Annotated in this window: 15 protein-coding genes; 4 read left to right on the forward strand and 11 right to left on the reverse strand. The window is 66.5% G+C overall.

The features are described from left to right. Window positions 1–93: 93 nt before the first annotated feature. From mtrA to cofD, 11 genes are all read right to left on the reverse strand, one after another. Window positions 94–771 carry an MtrAB system response regulator MtrA gene (mtrA, locus tag NGR01S_RS20615; protein ID WP_033243239.1) on the reverse strand — a complete coding sequence of 226 codons (678 nt, stop codon included), beginning with the start codon at window positions 769–771 and terminating at the stop codon, window positions 94–96. Window positions 772–850: 79 nt separating this feature from the next. Further along, entirely contained in the window at window positions 851–1,525 is a 675-nt protein-coding gene (locus tag NGR01S_RS20620; RefSeq protein ID WP_063039235.1) for a dTMP kinase, read from the reverse strand. Window positions 1,526–1,602: 77 nt separating this feature from the next. Then, window positions 1,603–3,084, reverse strand: a complete 1,482-nt coding sequence (gene ahcY, locus NGR01S_RS20625; RefSeq protein ID WP_063039237.1) for an adenosylhomocysteinase — start codon at window positions 3,082–3,084, stop codon at window positions 1,603–1,605. A 201-nt stretch (window positions 3,085–3,285) separates the two neighbouring features. Further along, complete coding sequence (locus NGR01S_RS20630; RefSeq protein WP_245664685.1) at window positions 3,286–4,443, reverse strand: alkane 1-monooxygenase; 1,158 nt, start codon at window positions 4,441–4,443, stop codon at window positions 3,286–3,288. A gap of 230 nt (window positions 4,444–4,673) precedes the next feature. Then, window positions 4,674–5,294, reverse strand: coding sequence for a TetR/AcrR family transcriptional regulator (locus tag NGR01S_RS20635; RefSeq protein WP_063039241.1), 621 nt, complete (start codon window positions 5,292–5,294; stop codon window positions 4,674–4,676). Window positions 5,295–5,335: 41 nt separating this feature from the next. Next, window positions 5,336–5,518, reverse strand: coding sequence for a rubredoxin (locus NGR01S_RS20640; RefSeq protein WP_063039243.1), 183 nt, complete (start codon window positions 5,516–5,518; stop codon window positions 5,336–5,338). 29 nt (window positions 5,519–5,547) lie between these two features. Further along, entirely contained in the window at window positions 5,548–5,733 is a 186-nt protein-coding gene (locus tag NGR01S_RS20645; protein WP_063039245.1) for a rubredoxin, read from the reverse strand. Continuing rightward, window positions 5,730–6,962, reverse strand: coding sequence for an alkane 1-monooxygenase (locus NGR01S_RS20650; RefSeq protein ID WP_063039247.1), 1,233 nt, complete (start codon window positions 6,960–6,962; stop codon window positions 5,730–5,732). The genes NGR01S_RS20645 and NGR01S_RS20650 overlap by 4 nt, the downstream gene beginning before the upstream one ends. A gap of 249 nt (window positions 6,963–7,211) precedes the next feature. Beyond that, the gene (locus NGR01S_RS20655; RefSeq protein WP_063039249.1) at window positions 7,212–7,730 is read right to left on the reverse strand and encodes an NUDIX hydrolase; all 519 of its coding nucleotides are present in this window, start codon (window positions 7,728–7,730) and stop codon (window positions 7,212–7,214) included. After that, complete coding sequence (locus NGR01S_RS20660; protein WP_157107362.1) at window positions 7,727–9,079, reverse strand: coenzyme F420-0:L-glutamate ligase; 1,353 nt, start codon at window positions 9,077–9,079, stop codon at window positions 7,727–7,729. Before NGR01S_RS20660 ends, NGR01S_RS20655 begins: the two co-directional genes overlap by 4 nt. Before the next feature lie 14 nt (window positions 9,080–9,093). Next, window positions 9,094–10,092, reverse strand: coding sequence for a 2-phospho-L-lactate transferase (gene cofD, locus NGR01S_RS20665; RefSeq protein ID WP_063039253.1), 999 nt, complete (start codon window positions 10,090–10,092; stop codon window positions 9,094–9,096). A 513-nt stretch (window positions 10,093–10,605) separates the two neighbouring features. On the opposite strand from cofD, the gene NGR01S_RS31080 reads away from it, so the two are divergent. From NGR01S_RS31080 to NGR01S_RS20685, 4 genes are all read left to right on the forward strand, one after another. Next, window positions 10,606–10,839 (forward strand): WhiB family transcriptional regulator, encoded by a 234-nt coding sequence (locus NGR01S_RS31080; protein ID WP_039826355.1) that lies wholly within the window; start codon window positions 10,606–10,608, stop codon window positions 10,837–10,839. Window positions 10,840–10,924: 85 nt separating this feature from the next. Then, window positions 10,925–11,404: a metallopeptidase family protein gene (locus NGR01S_RS20675; protein ID WP_169811940.1), complete on the forward strand. Its 480-nt coding sequence runs from the start codon at window positions 10,925–10,927 to the stop codon at window positions 11,402–11,404. Between the two features lie 388 nt (window positions 11,405–11,792). Then, window positions 11,793–12,167, forward strand: coding sequence for a DUF3499 domain-containing protein (locus NGR01S_RS20680; RefSeq protein WP_084481536.1), 375 nt, complete (start codon window positions 11,793–11,795; stop codon window positions 12,165–12,167). A 57-nt stretch (window positions 12,168–12,224) separates the two neighbouring features. Continuing rightward, complete coding sequence (locus NGR01S_RS20685; protein ID WP_063039259.1) at window positions 12,225–13,601, forward strand: phosphomannomutase/phosphoglucomutase; 1,377 nt, start codon at window positions 12,225–12,227, stop codon at window positions 13,599–13,601. The last annotated feature ends 5 nt before the right edge of the window (window positions 13,602–13,606 follow it).

The raw sequence follows: 13,606 nt of genomic DNA on the forward strand, positions 1-13,606 counted from the left end.
GCGAGACGCCCGTTCTGTCCGACTTTCCGACCGGCGTCCGACCCTACGTGGTCGCGCAAGGTAGCGCCTCCGGACCCGGGCCCTCGAGCCGGATCACGGCGGACCGGCCTTGTACCCCACACCGCGGACGGTCAAGACGATCTCGGGATTCTCCGGATCTTTTTCGACCTTCGCTCGTAGTCGCTGCACATGCACGTTCACCAGGCGGGTGTCGGCGGCGTGCCGGTAACCCCAGACCTGTTCCAGCAGTACCTCGCGGGTGAACACCTGGCGCGGTTTGCGGGCCAGCGCCACCAGCAGATCGAACTCCAGCGGCGTGAGCGAGATCTGCGCGCCCTCGCGGGTGACCTTGTGCGCCGGGACATCGATCACGATATCGGCGATGTTCAGCAGCTCGGCCGGTTCTTCCTCGGTGCGGCGCAGCCGGGCCCGGACCCGGGCCACCAGTTCCTTCGGTTTGAACGGTTTGACGATGTAGTCGTCGGCTCCGGATTCGAGACCGAGCACCACATCGACAGTGTCCGTCTTGGCGGTGAGCATCACGATCGGCACACCCGAGTCGGCGCGCAGCACCCGGCACACATCGATGCCGTTCATCCCGGGCAGCATGAGATCGAGCAGCACCAGATCGGGCCGGATCTCACGAACTGCCGACAGGGCCTGGGTGCCGTCGCCGACCACGTGCGGATCGAAACCCTCGCCCCGCAGGACGATGGTGAGCATCTCCGCGAGCGCCATATCGTCGTCGACGACCAGAATCTTCGGCTTCATAGTTACTATGTTGTCATCTCCCGCGCTCGTAACGGGCCGCCACGCCACACAGTGGCGCGTTCCCGCCGGATATCCAACACTAATTCGCGACCAATGCGGCGAGCCGCGCGGCCAATGAGTTCATTTCCCCGGCGAGCCGGCCGGAACCGTCTTCTTCGGTGGATCGGAAAACCCACCAGGTTCCGTACCAATCACGCCGAGCAAGATCACGGTACACCTCGGCGGTACGTTCCTGTAATCCGCCGTCGCGTTCGTAAGCGTCCAAGTCGCGCGACGCATCGTGTTCACCGCGGCGGCGCGCGCGAGAGGCCGCGACCTCGACCGGAACATCGAGCAGCAACTGCACCCGCGGTACCGGGAGTTCGAACCGGCCGAATTCCAATTCCCCCACCCACCGCACGATTTCCCCGTCGGCGGACTGGCCCAGCCGGGCCGCGTTGTAGGCGGCATTGGAGGCCACGTACCGGTCCAGCACGACGATATCGTTGTCGACGAGCAATTTCGCCAGTTCGTCGGCGGCCTCGGCCCGGTCGAGCGCGAACAGAACGGCCATGGCGTTCACCGACGCCGCCAGATCACCGTGCGCGCCGCGTAATGCCTCGGCGGCCAGATCCGCGTGCACCGACCGGCCGTAGCGCGGGAACGCGAGGGTAGCGACCCGGAGTCCGCGACTGTCGAGCGCGGCCGCCAGCCCGGCGATCAGCGTCCGCTTACCCGCACCGTCGAGGCCTTCGACCGAGACCAGCACACCCATATGGAGCAGCCTACTCGGATATGCGCGCCCACCTGCGGGCCAGGTGGGCGCGCATGGAGTTGGCCGATCCGGTGGGATCAGTACCGGTAGTGCTCGGGCTTGAACGGACCTTCGACGTCGACGTTGATGTACTCGGCCTGATCCTTGGTGAGCTTGGTCAGCGTGCCGCCGAGCGCCTCCACGTGGATCCGGGCGACCTTCTCGTCGAGCACCTTGGGCAGGCGGTAGACCTCGTTGTCGTACTCTTCCGGCTTGGTCCAGAGTTCGATCTGCGCGATCACCTGGTTGGAGAAACTGTTGCTCATCACGAACGAGGGGTGGCCCGTGGCGTTGCCGAGGTTGAGCAGACGTCCCTCCGACAGCACGATGATGGACTTACCGGATTCCCCGAACGTCCACAGGTCGACCTGGGGTTTGATATTCAACTTCGTCGCGCCGGAACGTTCCAGGCCCGCCATATCGATTTCGTTGTCGAAATGGCCGATATTGCCGAGAATGGCCTGGTCCTTCATCGCCTTCATATGCTCGAGGGTGATGATGTCCTTGTTGCCGGTGGAGGTGATGACGATATCGGCGTCGGCGATGGCCTGTTCCACGGTGACCACGTCGAAGCCGTCCATCAGCGCCTGCAGGGCGTTGATCGGATCGATCTCGGTGACCTGGACGCGGGCGCCCTGGCCGGCCAGCGATTCCGCACAACCCTTGCCCACATCGCCGTAACCGCAGATCAGCACCTTCTTACCGCCGATGAGGACATCGGTGCCGCGGTTGATGCCGTCGATCAGCGAATGCCGGGTGCCGTACTTGTTGTCGAACTTCGACTTGGTGACCGAATCGTTGACATTGATCGCGGGGAAGCTCAGCTCGCCGGCGGCGGCGAACTGGTAGAGCCGTAGGACGCCGGTGGTGGTCTCCTCGGTGACGCCCTTGACGCTTTCGGCGATCGCGCTCCACTTACCCTTGTCGCTCTCGAACCGGTCACGCAGCAGGTTCAGGAACACGGTGTACTCGGCGGAATGCTCCTCGTCGGCCGGTGGAACCACCCCCGCCTTCTCGAACTGGGCTCCGCGCAGGACGAGCATGGTGGCGTCGCCGCCGTCGTCGAGGATCATATTGGCCGGCTCGCCGGGCCAGGTGAGCATCTGCTCGGCCGCCCACCAGTACTCCTCCAGCGTTTCGCCCTTCCAGGCGAAAACGGGAGTGCCCTGCGGCGCGTCGACCGTGCCGTGCGGGCCCACCACCACGGCCGCGGCCGCGTGGTCCTGGGTGGAGAAGATATTGCAGGAGGCCCACCGCACCTGCGCGCCCAGCGCGGTGAGGGTCTCGATCAGCACAGCCGTCTGCACGGTCATATGCAGCGAACCGGAGATCCGGGCACCCTTCAACGGGGCGACATCGGCGTACTCGCGGCGCAGGGCCATCAATCCGGGCATCTCGTGCTCGGCCAGCCGGATCTCCTTGCGGCCGAAATCGGCCAGCGCCAGATCCGCGACCTTGTATTCGACACCGTTGCGGGTATCGGTGCTCAGCGAGGTTCGAGGCAGTTCGGAGGTCGTCATCAGCGTGGATCAGCCTTCTCTCGGTTAGGGCATGAGCGAGTCAGGCCCGGAGGCGGTAGCGGAGCGTCACCACGCAGGGCCCTCGCTCATGCCCGATAAACACGGTCTCGATCGCAAGGCTAGCCGGTTGGCCCGCACTGTGGTGCGGGTGTGCCGGTCGGTGCGATAGCCGATCGGTAACGCTCCCGGCGGGTCCGGTGATCAGGCCGCGACAGGGCCCTGGGCCGCCACCGGCAGCCGGCGGCGCCTACCGGGAGACAGATGGGCCCGGCTGATATCGCCGTCGTAGTGGGCGAGGACCCGTTTGTCCATCACCCGCCGCCACAGCGGCGGAACGATGGCCAGCACCACCATGGCCGCGTAGCCGGCGGGCAGTTGCGGAGCCTCGTCCGAACTTCGCAGGGTCTGGTACCGGCGCCCCGGGTTGGCGTGATGGTCGCTGTGCCGCTGGAGATGGAAAAGGAAGATATTCGTGACCAGCCGGTCGCTGTTCCAGCTGTCGCGCGGAGTGCACCGGCGATAGCGGCCGTCCGGCTTACGTTCCCGGAGCAGTCCGTAGTGCTCGATGTAGTTCACCGTTTCCAGCAGCCCGGCGCCGAGCGCCGCCTGCAACAGCAGGTACGGCAGAATTTCCCAGCCGAAGACCAGCATCAGGGCACCGAAGAGCGCCACGGTCATCGACCAGGCCTGCAAGATGTGGTTGCGGGGGCTCCACCAGCCGCGACCGGCCCGCCGCAGCCGTTCCCGCTCGAGGGTGATCGCGGAGCGGAAGCCACCGATCACACTCCGCGGCAGGAAGGTCCACAGGCTCTCACCGAGCCGGGCACTGGCCGGATCATCCGGGGTGGCGACCCGGGCGTGGTGGCCACGGTTGTGTTCGACGAAGAAGTGGCCGTACCCGGATTGCGCCAGGGCGACCTTGGCCAGCCAGCGTTCCAGGTGTTCCACCCGGTGCCCGAGTTCGTGTGCGGCGTTGATACCGATTCCGGAGACCAGTCCGAGGGTGGTGGCGAGTCCGATCTTGTCGAGGACGCTCAGCTCGGAACCGGCCCACAGGTAGCCGGCCAGGGTGAGGCCGATGAGCTGGAAGGGCAGGAAGAGGTAGGTGCACCAGCGGTAGAAGCGATCATTGGAAAGAGTCTCGTAATCCTCGTCGCGCGGGTTGGTGCCGTCGTCGCCGACGAGCACATCGAGCAGCGGAATGATCACCAGCACCACGATCGGCCCGAGCCACCAGAACACCTCGATGCCGGTGTGCAGCACCAGCTGTGACGGCAACAGCGCACAGGCCGGTGCGATCAGTCCGAGAATCCACAGATGGCGTTTGGGATCGGCCGATCCAGCCGACTTACCAACCAATTGCACTTTTTGCCCCGCATATTGAGAACCCGTACCGACAGCGGCCTACATATTGACAGAATATGCGTCACCGATGCGTCCTTGTTCGCTCCGAACGTGGGCACCGTTACACACCGGTACCGCACCGGGGGTCGAGTCACCCCGCATCCGAGCAACCCCGCGACCTCTCCGCTATCGATCAATCGTCAGCATGAGCGTGTGATAACGCCATATCCTTCGAAACAGCGAATTCACCGCAATCCACGTTCGGCGAGCACGGCCGCGACGTAGGGGCTGAAAACTCGCCCCAGTTCGGCCGGCGCATCGTGACCGGGCGGCGGCGGGGTGGGAATGTAACTGATCGCCAACCGCACCAGCGCGTGGGCGAAGGTACGGGCCTGGGCCTGCGTCAGCGCGATCCAGCTGCGCTGCATCACCGTCGACAGCCGCTCGGTGGCATGGGCGATCAGCGCCCCGGCGTCGAGGGTGATGAGCCGGAGCAGGTCGAGTTTCACCTCACCCAGCAGCAGTGACTGCACGAGCGGGTCCTGGGCCGAATCGTGGAAATAGCGCGCCAGACCGTCCCGGATGGATGCCTGGGCATCTCCCACATTGGCGGCCAGCGCCGTTTCCACATGGTCCACCAGGTGGTCGGCGAGCCGGACGGCGTAGGCCTCGGCGAGCCCACCACGCGAACCGAATTCGTTGTAGAGGGTCTGGCGGCTCACCCCGGCACCGGCCGCCACATCGGTGAGCGTGATCTTGGACCAGTCACGCTGCACCAGCAGGTCGCGCATCGCGTCGAGGATGGTTGTGCGCAGCAGCTCACGCGCAGACCCCTGGGTGGTGTTCCGGGCTCCGGTGCTCGGCATATCAGCGACACTGGCACGAACCCACCATGTGAGTCAAAGTTTCAAGTTCGTTCGATTTCGATCATGAAGAAGTCCGACTTGGCCGCACCGCAGTCCGGGCACGTCCAATCGTCGGGAATATCGTCCCAGCGGGTACCGGCCGCGATACCGTCCTCCGGCCACCCGAGGGCCTCGTCGTATTCGAAGCCGCACTGGGCGCACTGATACAGCTTGTAATCGGTCATGGAGCACACCGGCCTTTCGGTCGATAGGGCTACCACCGGCCGCGGGGCCCGGCGGGCAACGGCTCGAAATCGATCTTCTCCCGGACCGCGCAGTCCGGGCAGCACCAGTCGTCGGGCACCTCCGACCAGGGCGTACCCGGCGGGAAACCCTCACGGGGGGCACCCGCGCGCTCATCGTAGACGTAGTCGCACACGGGGCAGCGGTATTCGCTCATTCCGGAGCCTCCATCGCGGTCGTGCCGTAGCGCGCGAGTACCCGGTCCCGCACCGGAGGATGGATATTCGCGCGGGTGATATCGCCGCCGTAGTGCGCCAGCACCCGTTTGTCCATCACGCGCCGCCACAGCGGCGGCACATAGGCGAGGGTGATCATTCCCGCGTACCCGGCGGGCAGCGCCGGGGCCTGCTGCCAGGTGCGCAGCGCCTGGTATCGCCGGGTCGGGTAGGCATGGTGATCGCTGTGCCGCTGCAGGTGGTAGAGAAAGATATTGGTGACCAGGAAATCGCTGTTCCAGCTGTGCGCGGGGGTGGGGCGCTCATAGCGTCCGGAAGAAGTACGCTGCCGCGCCAGACCGTAATGCTCCGTGTAGTTCACCGCCTCCAGCAAGCCGAATCCCACCACCGCCTGCAGCAGCAGATACGGCAGTAGTTCGATCCCGAACACGAGGACGAGCGCGGTGAACAGCACCACGGTCAGCAGCCAGGCGGTCAGCACATCGTTACGCCGGTTCCACGGCCCGAACCCGAGCCGCTGCAAGCGGGTACGTTCCAGCGACCACGCCGAGCGCAGGCCACCCCGGACCGACCGCGGCAAAAATGCCCAGAAACTCTCGCCGAACCGGGCGCTGGCCGGGTCCTCGGGGGTCGCTACCCGCACATGATGACCACGATTGTGTTCGATATAGAAATGGCCGTAGGCGCTCTGCGCGAGCGCGATCCTGGACAGCCGCCGCTCCAGACCCACTTTCTTGTGGCCGAGCTCGTGCGCGGTGTTGATGCCGATGCCGCCGATCACCCCCATCGTTACGGCCAGGCCGATCTTGTCGATCAGGTACAGCCCACCCTCGACCGGCAGCTGCGCGCCGTCGGCGGTGATCAGGTAGGCACCGGCGAGCAGGGTCGCGTACTGGCACGGCAGATACAGGTAGGTGAGGTAGCGGTAGTACCTGTCCCGCTCCAGCGCGGCCACGGTCGATTCGGGTGGGTTGGATCCGTCCGTCCCGACCATTCGATCGGCTATCGGGATGATCAGATAGAGCAGGATGGGCCCGAGCCAGAACACGATATGGATCAGACCGGGACGGCCCATGGCAGCCAGCGCCCAGACCGCCGGGATACCGATGACGAACAGTCCGGTGGGCGCCAGCAGACCCCACAGCCACAGGTACCGCTTGGGGTCACGCCAAGATTCGGGTGGAGTGGATTCGAAGGGCTCGACAGGCATCTCCGTCTCACTTCTGATAGGGGCATGGGCAGGCTCCGACCTGCTGTCCGACTTCCTCACGCCGGGCGCACTGGGCGCACCACACTCACTCCTGACACGGTAAACGCGAAGAAGGCCCGAAGCGGACACGTTTATAAGTTCGGTAAAGAACGGATTCGGGTTCACGCATACGTTATGTAGCGACCCGTTTCCGAGGCCATCCGCGAGCGAAACCGCTGCTCAGCCGTGACCGGCCGAGCAGCGGGCTCCTCAGCAAATCAGTACATCGGCGTCCGCGGGCAGCCCGTCGACGGGCCACCACCGCAGATCGGCGGACTCCGCGCTACGCACCGGGACAGCTCCCGGGGGCGCGGTGATCCGGAACAGCAGATCCAGATGCCGGGTCGGGGCACCGAGCGAACAGGTGATCGGATGCGCCTGGGCACCGTAGAGTTCGGGCTCCAGCCGGAGCCCGGGGATTCCCGATTCCTCGGTGGCCTCGCGTAGGGCGGCGGCGGCCACGGTGTCGTCATCGGGCTCGCAGTGCCCGCCGAGCTGGATCCAGCGTCCGACCCGCGGATGCAGGGTCAGCAGTACCTCGCGGCCGTCGGCGGAGAACACCACGGCCGAGGCGGTGATATGCCCGGGTGCGTGCTCCCGCAGGCAGCCGCGCGGCGCCGAGCCGAGGAAGGCCAGCATCGCCTCCCGCAGCGAGGCGTCGGCGCCCGAATCCGGCCGCCACGCGGTCAGTAGTTCGGTCGCCGACGCGTGCAGCGATTCGGTGGTCACAGTTCCACCAGCCCCGGGGCCGGGTCACGCGGGGGACGCGGCCGGAGTTCCTCGGTGGGATGCCCGACCGCGATGGCGCCCAGCGGGCTCCATTCGTCGTCCAGGCCGAGTACTTCCCGGGTCGTCTGCGGGGCGAAGATGGTCGACCCGATCCAGCAGCTGCCCAGCCCCTCGGTCGCCAGGGCGACCAGCAGTCCTTGGACAGCGGCCCCGACCGCGACGGTGAACATGGTCTGTTCGGCGGCGCGGCGGCGGTCGTCCGGATAGTCATGGGCGCCGTCGGGGACGCAGAACGGGATGATCACCTCGGGTGCGTCGAACAGAATGCGGCCGCGGTTCACCCGCTGTTCGGCCCGCTCTGGATCCAGACCGTCCGCCGCGAGATCGGCCCGCCATTCGCCGGCCATCGCCTCGAGCAACCGTCGCCGCCGGTCCTCGTCGCGCAACCAGACGAAACGCACCGGGCGGGTGTGGTGCGGAGCCGGTGCGGTGAGCGCCACCGCGACCGCGGCGCGGATCCCTTCGGGGTCGACGGGGTGGGGCGCGAAGCTGCGGACCGAGCGGCGCATCAGCACCGCTTCCCCGCGGCCGCGCGCGATCGCCTCGGCGGTGCCGAGCCAGAACAGGTCGTCGGTACCGGCGCGCACCAGATCGGCTGCGCCGGAACCGTTGTCGGCCACGGACAGGCCGCGCACCACCGCGATCGGGACCCCGCCCAGCTTGCCCTTCACCAGGTCCGCCGCGGCGGCCAGCTCGTCCGCGATCGCCACCTGGGTGACCTGTAGTTCGTTGCCCTGTCCGTCGACGGCCCCCGCGTAGTCGTGCAGCACCGGCAGTCCCGCCGAACCGATAGCGACATCGGTCTGCCCGTTACGCCAGGCACGGCCCATGGTGTCGGTGACGACCACCGCGATATTCACCCCGAGTCGCGCGCCCAGTGCCGAACGCAATCCCTTCGCGCTGCCGTCGGGATCGGCGGGCAGCAGCACCAATTCACCGTGCTCCACATTGGATCCGTCCACGCCGGACGCGGCCTGCACGATACCGAGCCGGTTCTCGGTGATCAGGGTCCGGCCGCGGCGCGCCACCACCCGCACCGCCTCTTGTTCGACCAGCCGTCGGCGCGCGGCATCGCGTTCCTCCGGATCGGTGGGGGCCGGCACGATCCGGCCCTCGGCCTTGGCGACGATCTTGCTGGTGACCACGAGGACATCACCGTCGGCCAGCCAGGGCGCCCGGGCGGCGATATGTTCGGCGAGATCGTCACCGGGCCGGAATTCCGGCAATCCGGTGATCGGCATAATCTGTAATTGCGCGGCGGCGTGGTCCGCGGCCACTATCCCGGCCAACGGTTCTGCGCTGGTCACGGCTTCACTCCTGCCAAATCGAGGGCCTCACGCACCATTTCGGCGGTGGTGGGCGGGTCGGTCATCACAAGGGGAACGCTGCGCACCTGTACGTCCGGGACCTCGGCGGTATCGGTCGTATGGATCAGCCAGCCGTCGAGAATGCCGGTGGCCGAACGGGGTCCATAGTGGCGCCCCACTGCCTCCGCCGTCGTCTCCACACCGATCACCGACAGGCACTCGTCGGCCATCCCGCGCAACGGTTTGCCGTCGATCACCGGCGAGACCCCGATCACCGGGGCCTTCGTGGTGCGCAGCGCACCACGAATTCCGGGCACCGCGAGGATCGATCCGACGCTGACAACGGGGTTCGAGGGAGCGAGTAATACGACATCGGCATCAGCTATGAGTTCGGTCACATTCGGTGCCGGTTTGGCGTCATCCGCCCCGATTGTGGCGAATCCGTGGGTTTCGACGGCGGCGCGGTGGCGAACCCACCACTCCTGGAAATGGATCGCGCGGCGTTCGCCAGGGCTCTCCGGGTCGCTGATAACAACATGCGTTTCACAGCGATCGTCGGTTGCCGGGACGAGTTTCACACCCGGTTGCCATCGTTTGCAGAGGGCTTCGGTAACCGCCGAGAGGGGATACCCGGCGCGTAGCATTTCGGTACGAACCAGGTGCGTCGCGATATCCCGGTCCCCCAGCCCGAACCAGTCGGGCTGGGCATGATATTTCGCGAGCTCCTCCTTGGCGTGCCACGTTTCCCCCAACCGGCCCCAGCCGCGCTCCGGGTCGATTCCACCGCCGAGCGTATACATGCAGGTATCGAGGTCGGGGCAGATTCTCAGCCCGTGCATCCAAACATCGTCGCCCACATTGACGATGGCGGAAACCTCCGCCTCGGGCAGGAGCTCCCGGACGCCCAGCAGGAACCGCGCGCCACCGACTCCGCCGACCAGGACGACGATACGGGGGCCATTGGCGGGTGCGCTGTCCGCTTGTTGTGAAGTCACATCTGTACACACTATGCCGCGTCGGAAATGGTGCGCCTTCCGCTATATTTGCCGCTCATTTGCTATTCGGGTCACAAGATCGACTCGGAATGCCGCGCGGGATAGTAACGGAATAGTGACGGTGGCTTGACCATCACTGCAGGCGGCGTGTCTAATCACAGACATGTCATTCCGGGTCGCGCGGGAAGTACAAGGCGCGTACGGAAACTCGAACGGATGTTCGAATTGGAATGGCAGGCTCGGGGAAGTCCGCGAGACAACGTCGCGGAGTTTGGCCGTCGGTATGCGCGTTGATCGACGGAAATGAATTCTTTCTGCGCTAACACACAGTGAGGAGGCGGAGCGATGGCCGATGATCTGGCCCCGGCCGGCATTCCGGTGGGTGTATCGCGAACCGATTCCACAGCAGGCGCAGCACGAGGCGTCGCTGTTGACAACGGCTGGTCCGGACCTGATCGGAGTGAGCGTGAATCGACACCCCGGCTCAGCCTGATCGTGACCGGTTTCGACGAGATGTTCGGCTCCATCGAAGAACAATGGCAAGAACGCGCACTGTGCGCGGAGACAGACCCGGAGGCCTTCTTCCCGGAGAAGGGTGGCTCCACCCGCGAGGCCAAACGCATCTGCATGGGATGCGAGGTCCGTGACGAATGCCTGGAATACGCGCTCGCGCACGATGAGCGCTTCGGAATCTGGGGCGGCCTGTCGGAGCGGGAGCGCCGGCGCCTCAAGCGCGGTATCGGCTGACGACACCGCTCGCGTCGGTGCGCCCCGGAGTATGTGGCCGGGGCGGGCCGTCGCGATCGGCGCTCACTGACTAACGTTCATGGTCATGGCACGATCCCGCAACCGCAGACCCCCGACCGCCCGGTCGGTCAGCCGTCGCGGCCGCGGTGTCCGCGGACCGATGCTGCCGCCGACCGTCCCGGCCTGGCGCACCAGGGGCCAGAAATTCGACCGGCTGGTACTGGAAGCCTTCGCGCCCCTGGACACCCGCTGGCACGATCGGCTCACCAAACTCGATATCGCCGTCGACGACGTACCCAAAATACGTCCACTGCACCCGGATTCGGTCACCTGGCCGGACGAGGTCGTCGCCGACGGCCCGGTCCCGCTGTCCCGGCTCATCCCCGCCGGCGTCGACCGGCACGGCACCCCCATCCGCGCACGAGTGGTGCTGTTCCGTAAACCCCTCGAACTGCGCGCCGGCGATCCGGAGGACCTGGTGGAACTGCTGCGCGAAGTACTGGTCCAACAGATCGCCACCTACCTCGGTGTCGACCCGGACGTCATAGACCCGGACCCGGAATAGGGCTGTCGACGGCGCCACCTTCCGTACCGGTGGATCGGTCGGACCAACGAACCGCATCGGACCGAACCCCGGCGGTGAGGGGCGGGCTCGCTTGCGAAGGCGAGGGTGTGGACTCACTCGCGAAGGTGAGGGTGTGAACTGCTCGCAAAGGTGCTGTGTTTTTGGCGGCGCCTTGGCCGAAGGTGCTCAATGGTCGCACTCTATGAACCGGCCCACCGCACATCGCATGCGCCGCAGGCGCGCAAAAACACAGCCTCGACCCCGCCCCGCCGGAGGCGGGGCAAATAGACACGAATCACACTGCGGCGCGCCGTATGCGAGTGGATCCATGAGCGTGTCTACCCCACTCGCGTCGGTGCGGCGGGTTACGCTCATCGACGTGATCTCCATGCGTCGTTGCTGCCGCCCCGGCTGCAAGAATCCGGCCGTCGCGACGCTGACCTATGTCTACTCGGACTCCACCGCGGTGGTGGGCCCGCTGGCGACGGTGGCCGAACCTCATTCCTGGGACCTCTGCGGAACCCACGCCTCCCGGATCACCGCCCCCAAGGGCTGGGATATGGTCCGGCACGAAGGCGGCTTCTCCACCAGCCCCGACGACGACGATCTGACCGCCCTCGCCGAGGCCGTCCGCGAGGCCGGGCTACGCCGCCGCCCGCCGGAACCCGACCAGCGCGGCTACCGCGACCACACCCCGCCGCCCCGCCCGACCCGTACCGGCCGCCGCGGCCACCTGCGCGTACTCCCCGATCCCCCCAGCTGAGCTGCGCTTATCGGCGGCGACTCCGACGCCGCAAACATAAGCATTAGGGTAGTCGCCATGACAGTCGCCCGCCCTGCCGAGTCCGTGAACGCGGTGATCAAGGCCTACGACATTCGCGGTGTGGTCTCCGACCAGCTCGATACCGATTTCGTCCGGGACACCGGTGCCGCGTTCGCCCGGTTGATGCGGGGTGAGCAGGCACGGCGCATTGTCGTCGGGCACGATATGCGCGCCTCGTCTCCCGAGCTGGTGGCGGCGTTCGCCGAGGGGGTGCTCGCCCAAGGACTCGATGTGGTCCATATCGGGCTGGCGTCCACCGATGAGCTGTATTTCGCCTCGGGCCGACTCGACTGCCCGGGCGCCATGTTCACGGCGAGCCACAATCCGGCCCGTTACAACGGCATCAAACTGTGCCGTCCGCGAGCGCTGCCGGTCGGTCAGGACACCGGTCTGGCGGCCATCGCCGCGGAGTTGATCTCCGGCGTACCCGGGTACGCCGGTGAGCCCGGTGGCGCCACCGAGATCGATCTGCTCGACGACTACGCCGCGTTCCTGCGCGACCTGGTGGATCTGGCCGGTATCCGGCCGCTGACCGTGGCGGTGGACGCCGGCAACGGGATGGGCGGGCATACCGTCCCCGCCGTACTCGGCGCACTGCCGCAGGTCACGGTCGTACCGCTGTACTTCGAGCTGGACGGCAGCTTCCCCAACCACGAGGCCAATCCCCTCGATCCGAAGAATCTGGTGGATCTGCAGGCACTGGTCCGCGATTCGGGCGCCGATATCGGGTTGGCCTTCGACGGCGACGCCGATCGCTGCTTCGTGGTCGACGAACAGGGGGATCCCGTCTCGCCGTCGGCCATCACGGCGCTGGTCGCCGAACGGGAGCTCGCCAAGGAGCCCGGGGCCACCATCATCCACAATCTGATCACTTCCCGATCGGTACCGGAGCTGGTGGCCGAGCTGGGCGGCAATCCGGTGCGATCGCGGGTGGGCCATTCGTTCATCAAACAGCTGATGGCCAGCTCCGGCGCCGTCTTCGGCGGGGAGCACTCCGCCCACTATTATTTCCGGGATTTCTGGGGCGCCGATTCCGGCATGCTGGCCGCTCTGCACGTACTGGCGGCCCTGGGCGAGGACAAGCGGCCCGTGTCGGAGCTGATGGCCTCCTACACGGCCTACGCCGCTTCCGGCGAGATCAACTCGACCGTCGACGACGCGGCCGCGCGGACCGGCGCCGTGCTCGACGAGTTCGCCGGGCGCGCGGTCTCGGTGGACCGGCTCGACGGTGTCACGGTGCAACTACCGGACCATGCCTGGTTCAACCTGCGCGCCTCCAATACCGAACCGCTGCTACGACTCAACGTCGAAGCCAGGTCGCAGAAGGAAGTAGACGCACTCGTGACCGAGATCCTGCGCATCGTCCGCGCCTGACTGGA

Source organism: Nocardia grenadensis NBRC 108939 (assembly GCF_001613445.1).
Lineage (GTDB): Bacteria > Actinomycetota > Actinomycetes > Mycobacteriales > Mycobacteriaceae > Nocardia > Nocardia grenadensis.

Coding starts and splice junctions, on each gene's coding strand:
- NGR01S_RS31080 (WP_039826355.1), top strand. CDS start 10,606: ATGTTCGGCTCCATCGAAGAACAATGGCAAGAACGCGCACTGTGCGCG.
- NGR01S_RS20645 (WP_063039245.1), bottom strand. CDS start 5,733: ATGAGCGAATACCGCTGCCCCGTGTGCGACTACGTCTACGATGAGCGC.
- NGR01S_RS20620 (WP_063039235.1), bottom strand. CDS start 1,525: ATGGGTGTGCTGGTCTCGGTCGAAGGCCTCGACGGTGCGGGTAAGCGG.
- NGR01S_RS20635 (WP_063039241.1), bottom strand. CDS start 5,294: ATGCCGAGCACCGGAGCCCGGAACACCACCCAGGGGTCTGCGCGTGAG.
- NGR01S_RS20640 (WP_063039243.1), bottom strand. CDS start 5,518: ATGACCGATTACAAGCTGTATCAGTGCGCCCAGTGCGGCTTCGAATAC.
- mtrA (WP_033243239.1), bottom strand. CDS start 771: ATGAAGCCGAAGATTCTGGTCGTCGACGACGATATGGCGCTCGCGGAG.
- ahcY (WP_063039237.1), bottom strand. CDS start 3,084: ATGACGACCTCCGAACTGCCTCGAACCTCGCTGAGCACCGATACCCGC.
- NGR01S_RS20685 (WP_063039259.1), top strand. CDS start 12,225: ATGACAGTCGCCCGCCCTGCCGAGTCCGTGAACGCGGTGATCAAGGCC.
- NGR01S_RS20680 (WP_084481536.1), top strand. CDS start 11,793: ATGCGTCGTTGCTGCCGCCCCGGCTGCAAGAATCCGGCCGTCGCGACG.
- NGR01S_RS20650 (WP_063039247.1), bottom strand. CDS start 6,962: ATGCCTGTCGAGCCCTTCGAATCCACTCCACCCGAATCTTGGCGTGAC.
- NGR01S_RS20675 (WP_169811940.1), top strand. CDS start 10,925: ATGGCACGATCCCGCAACCGCAGACCCCCGACCGCCCGGTCGGTCAGC.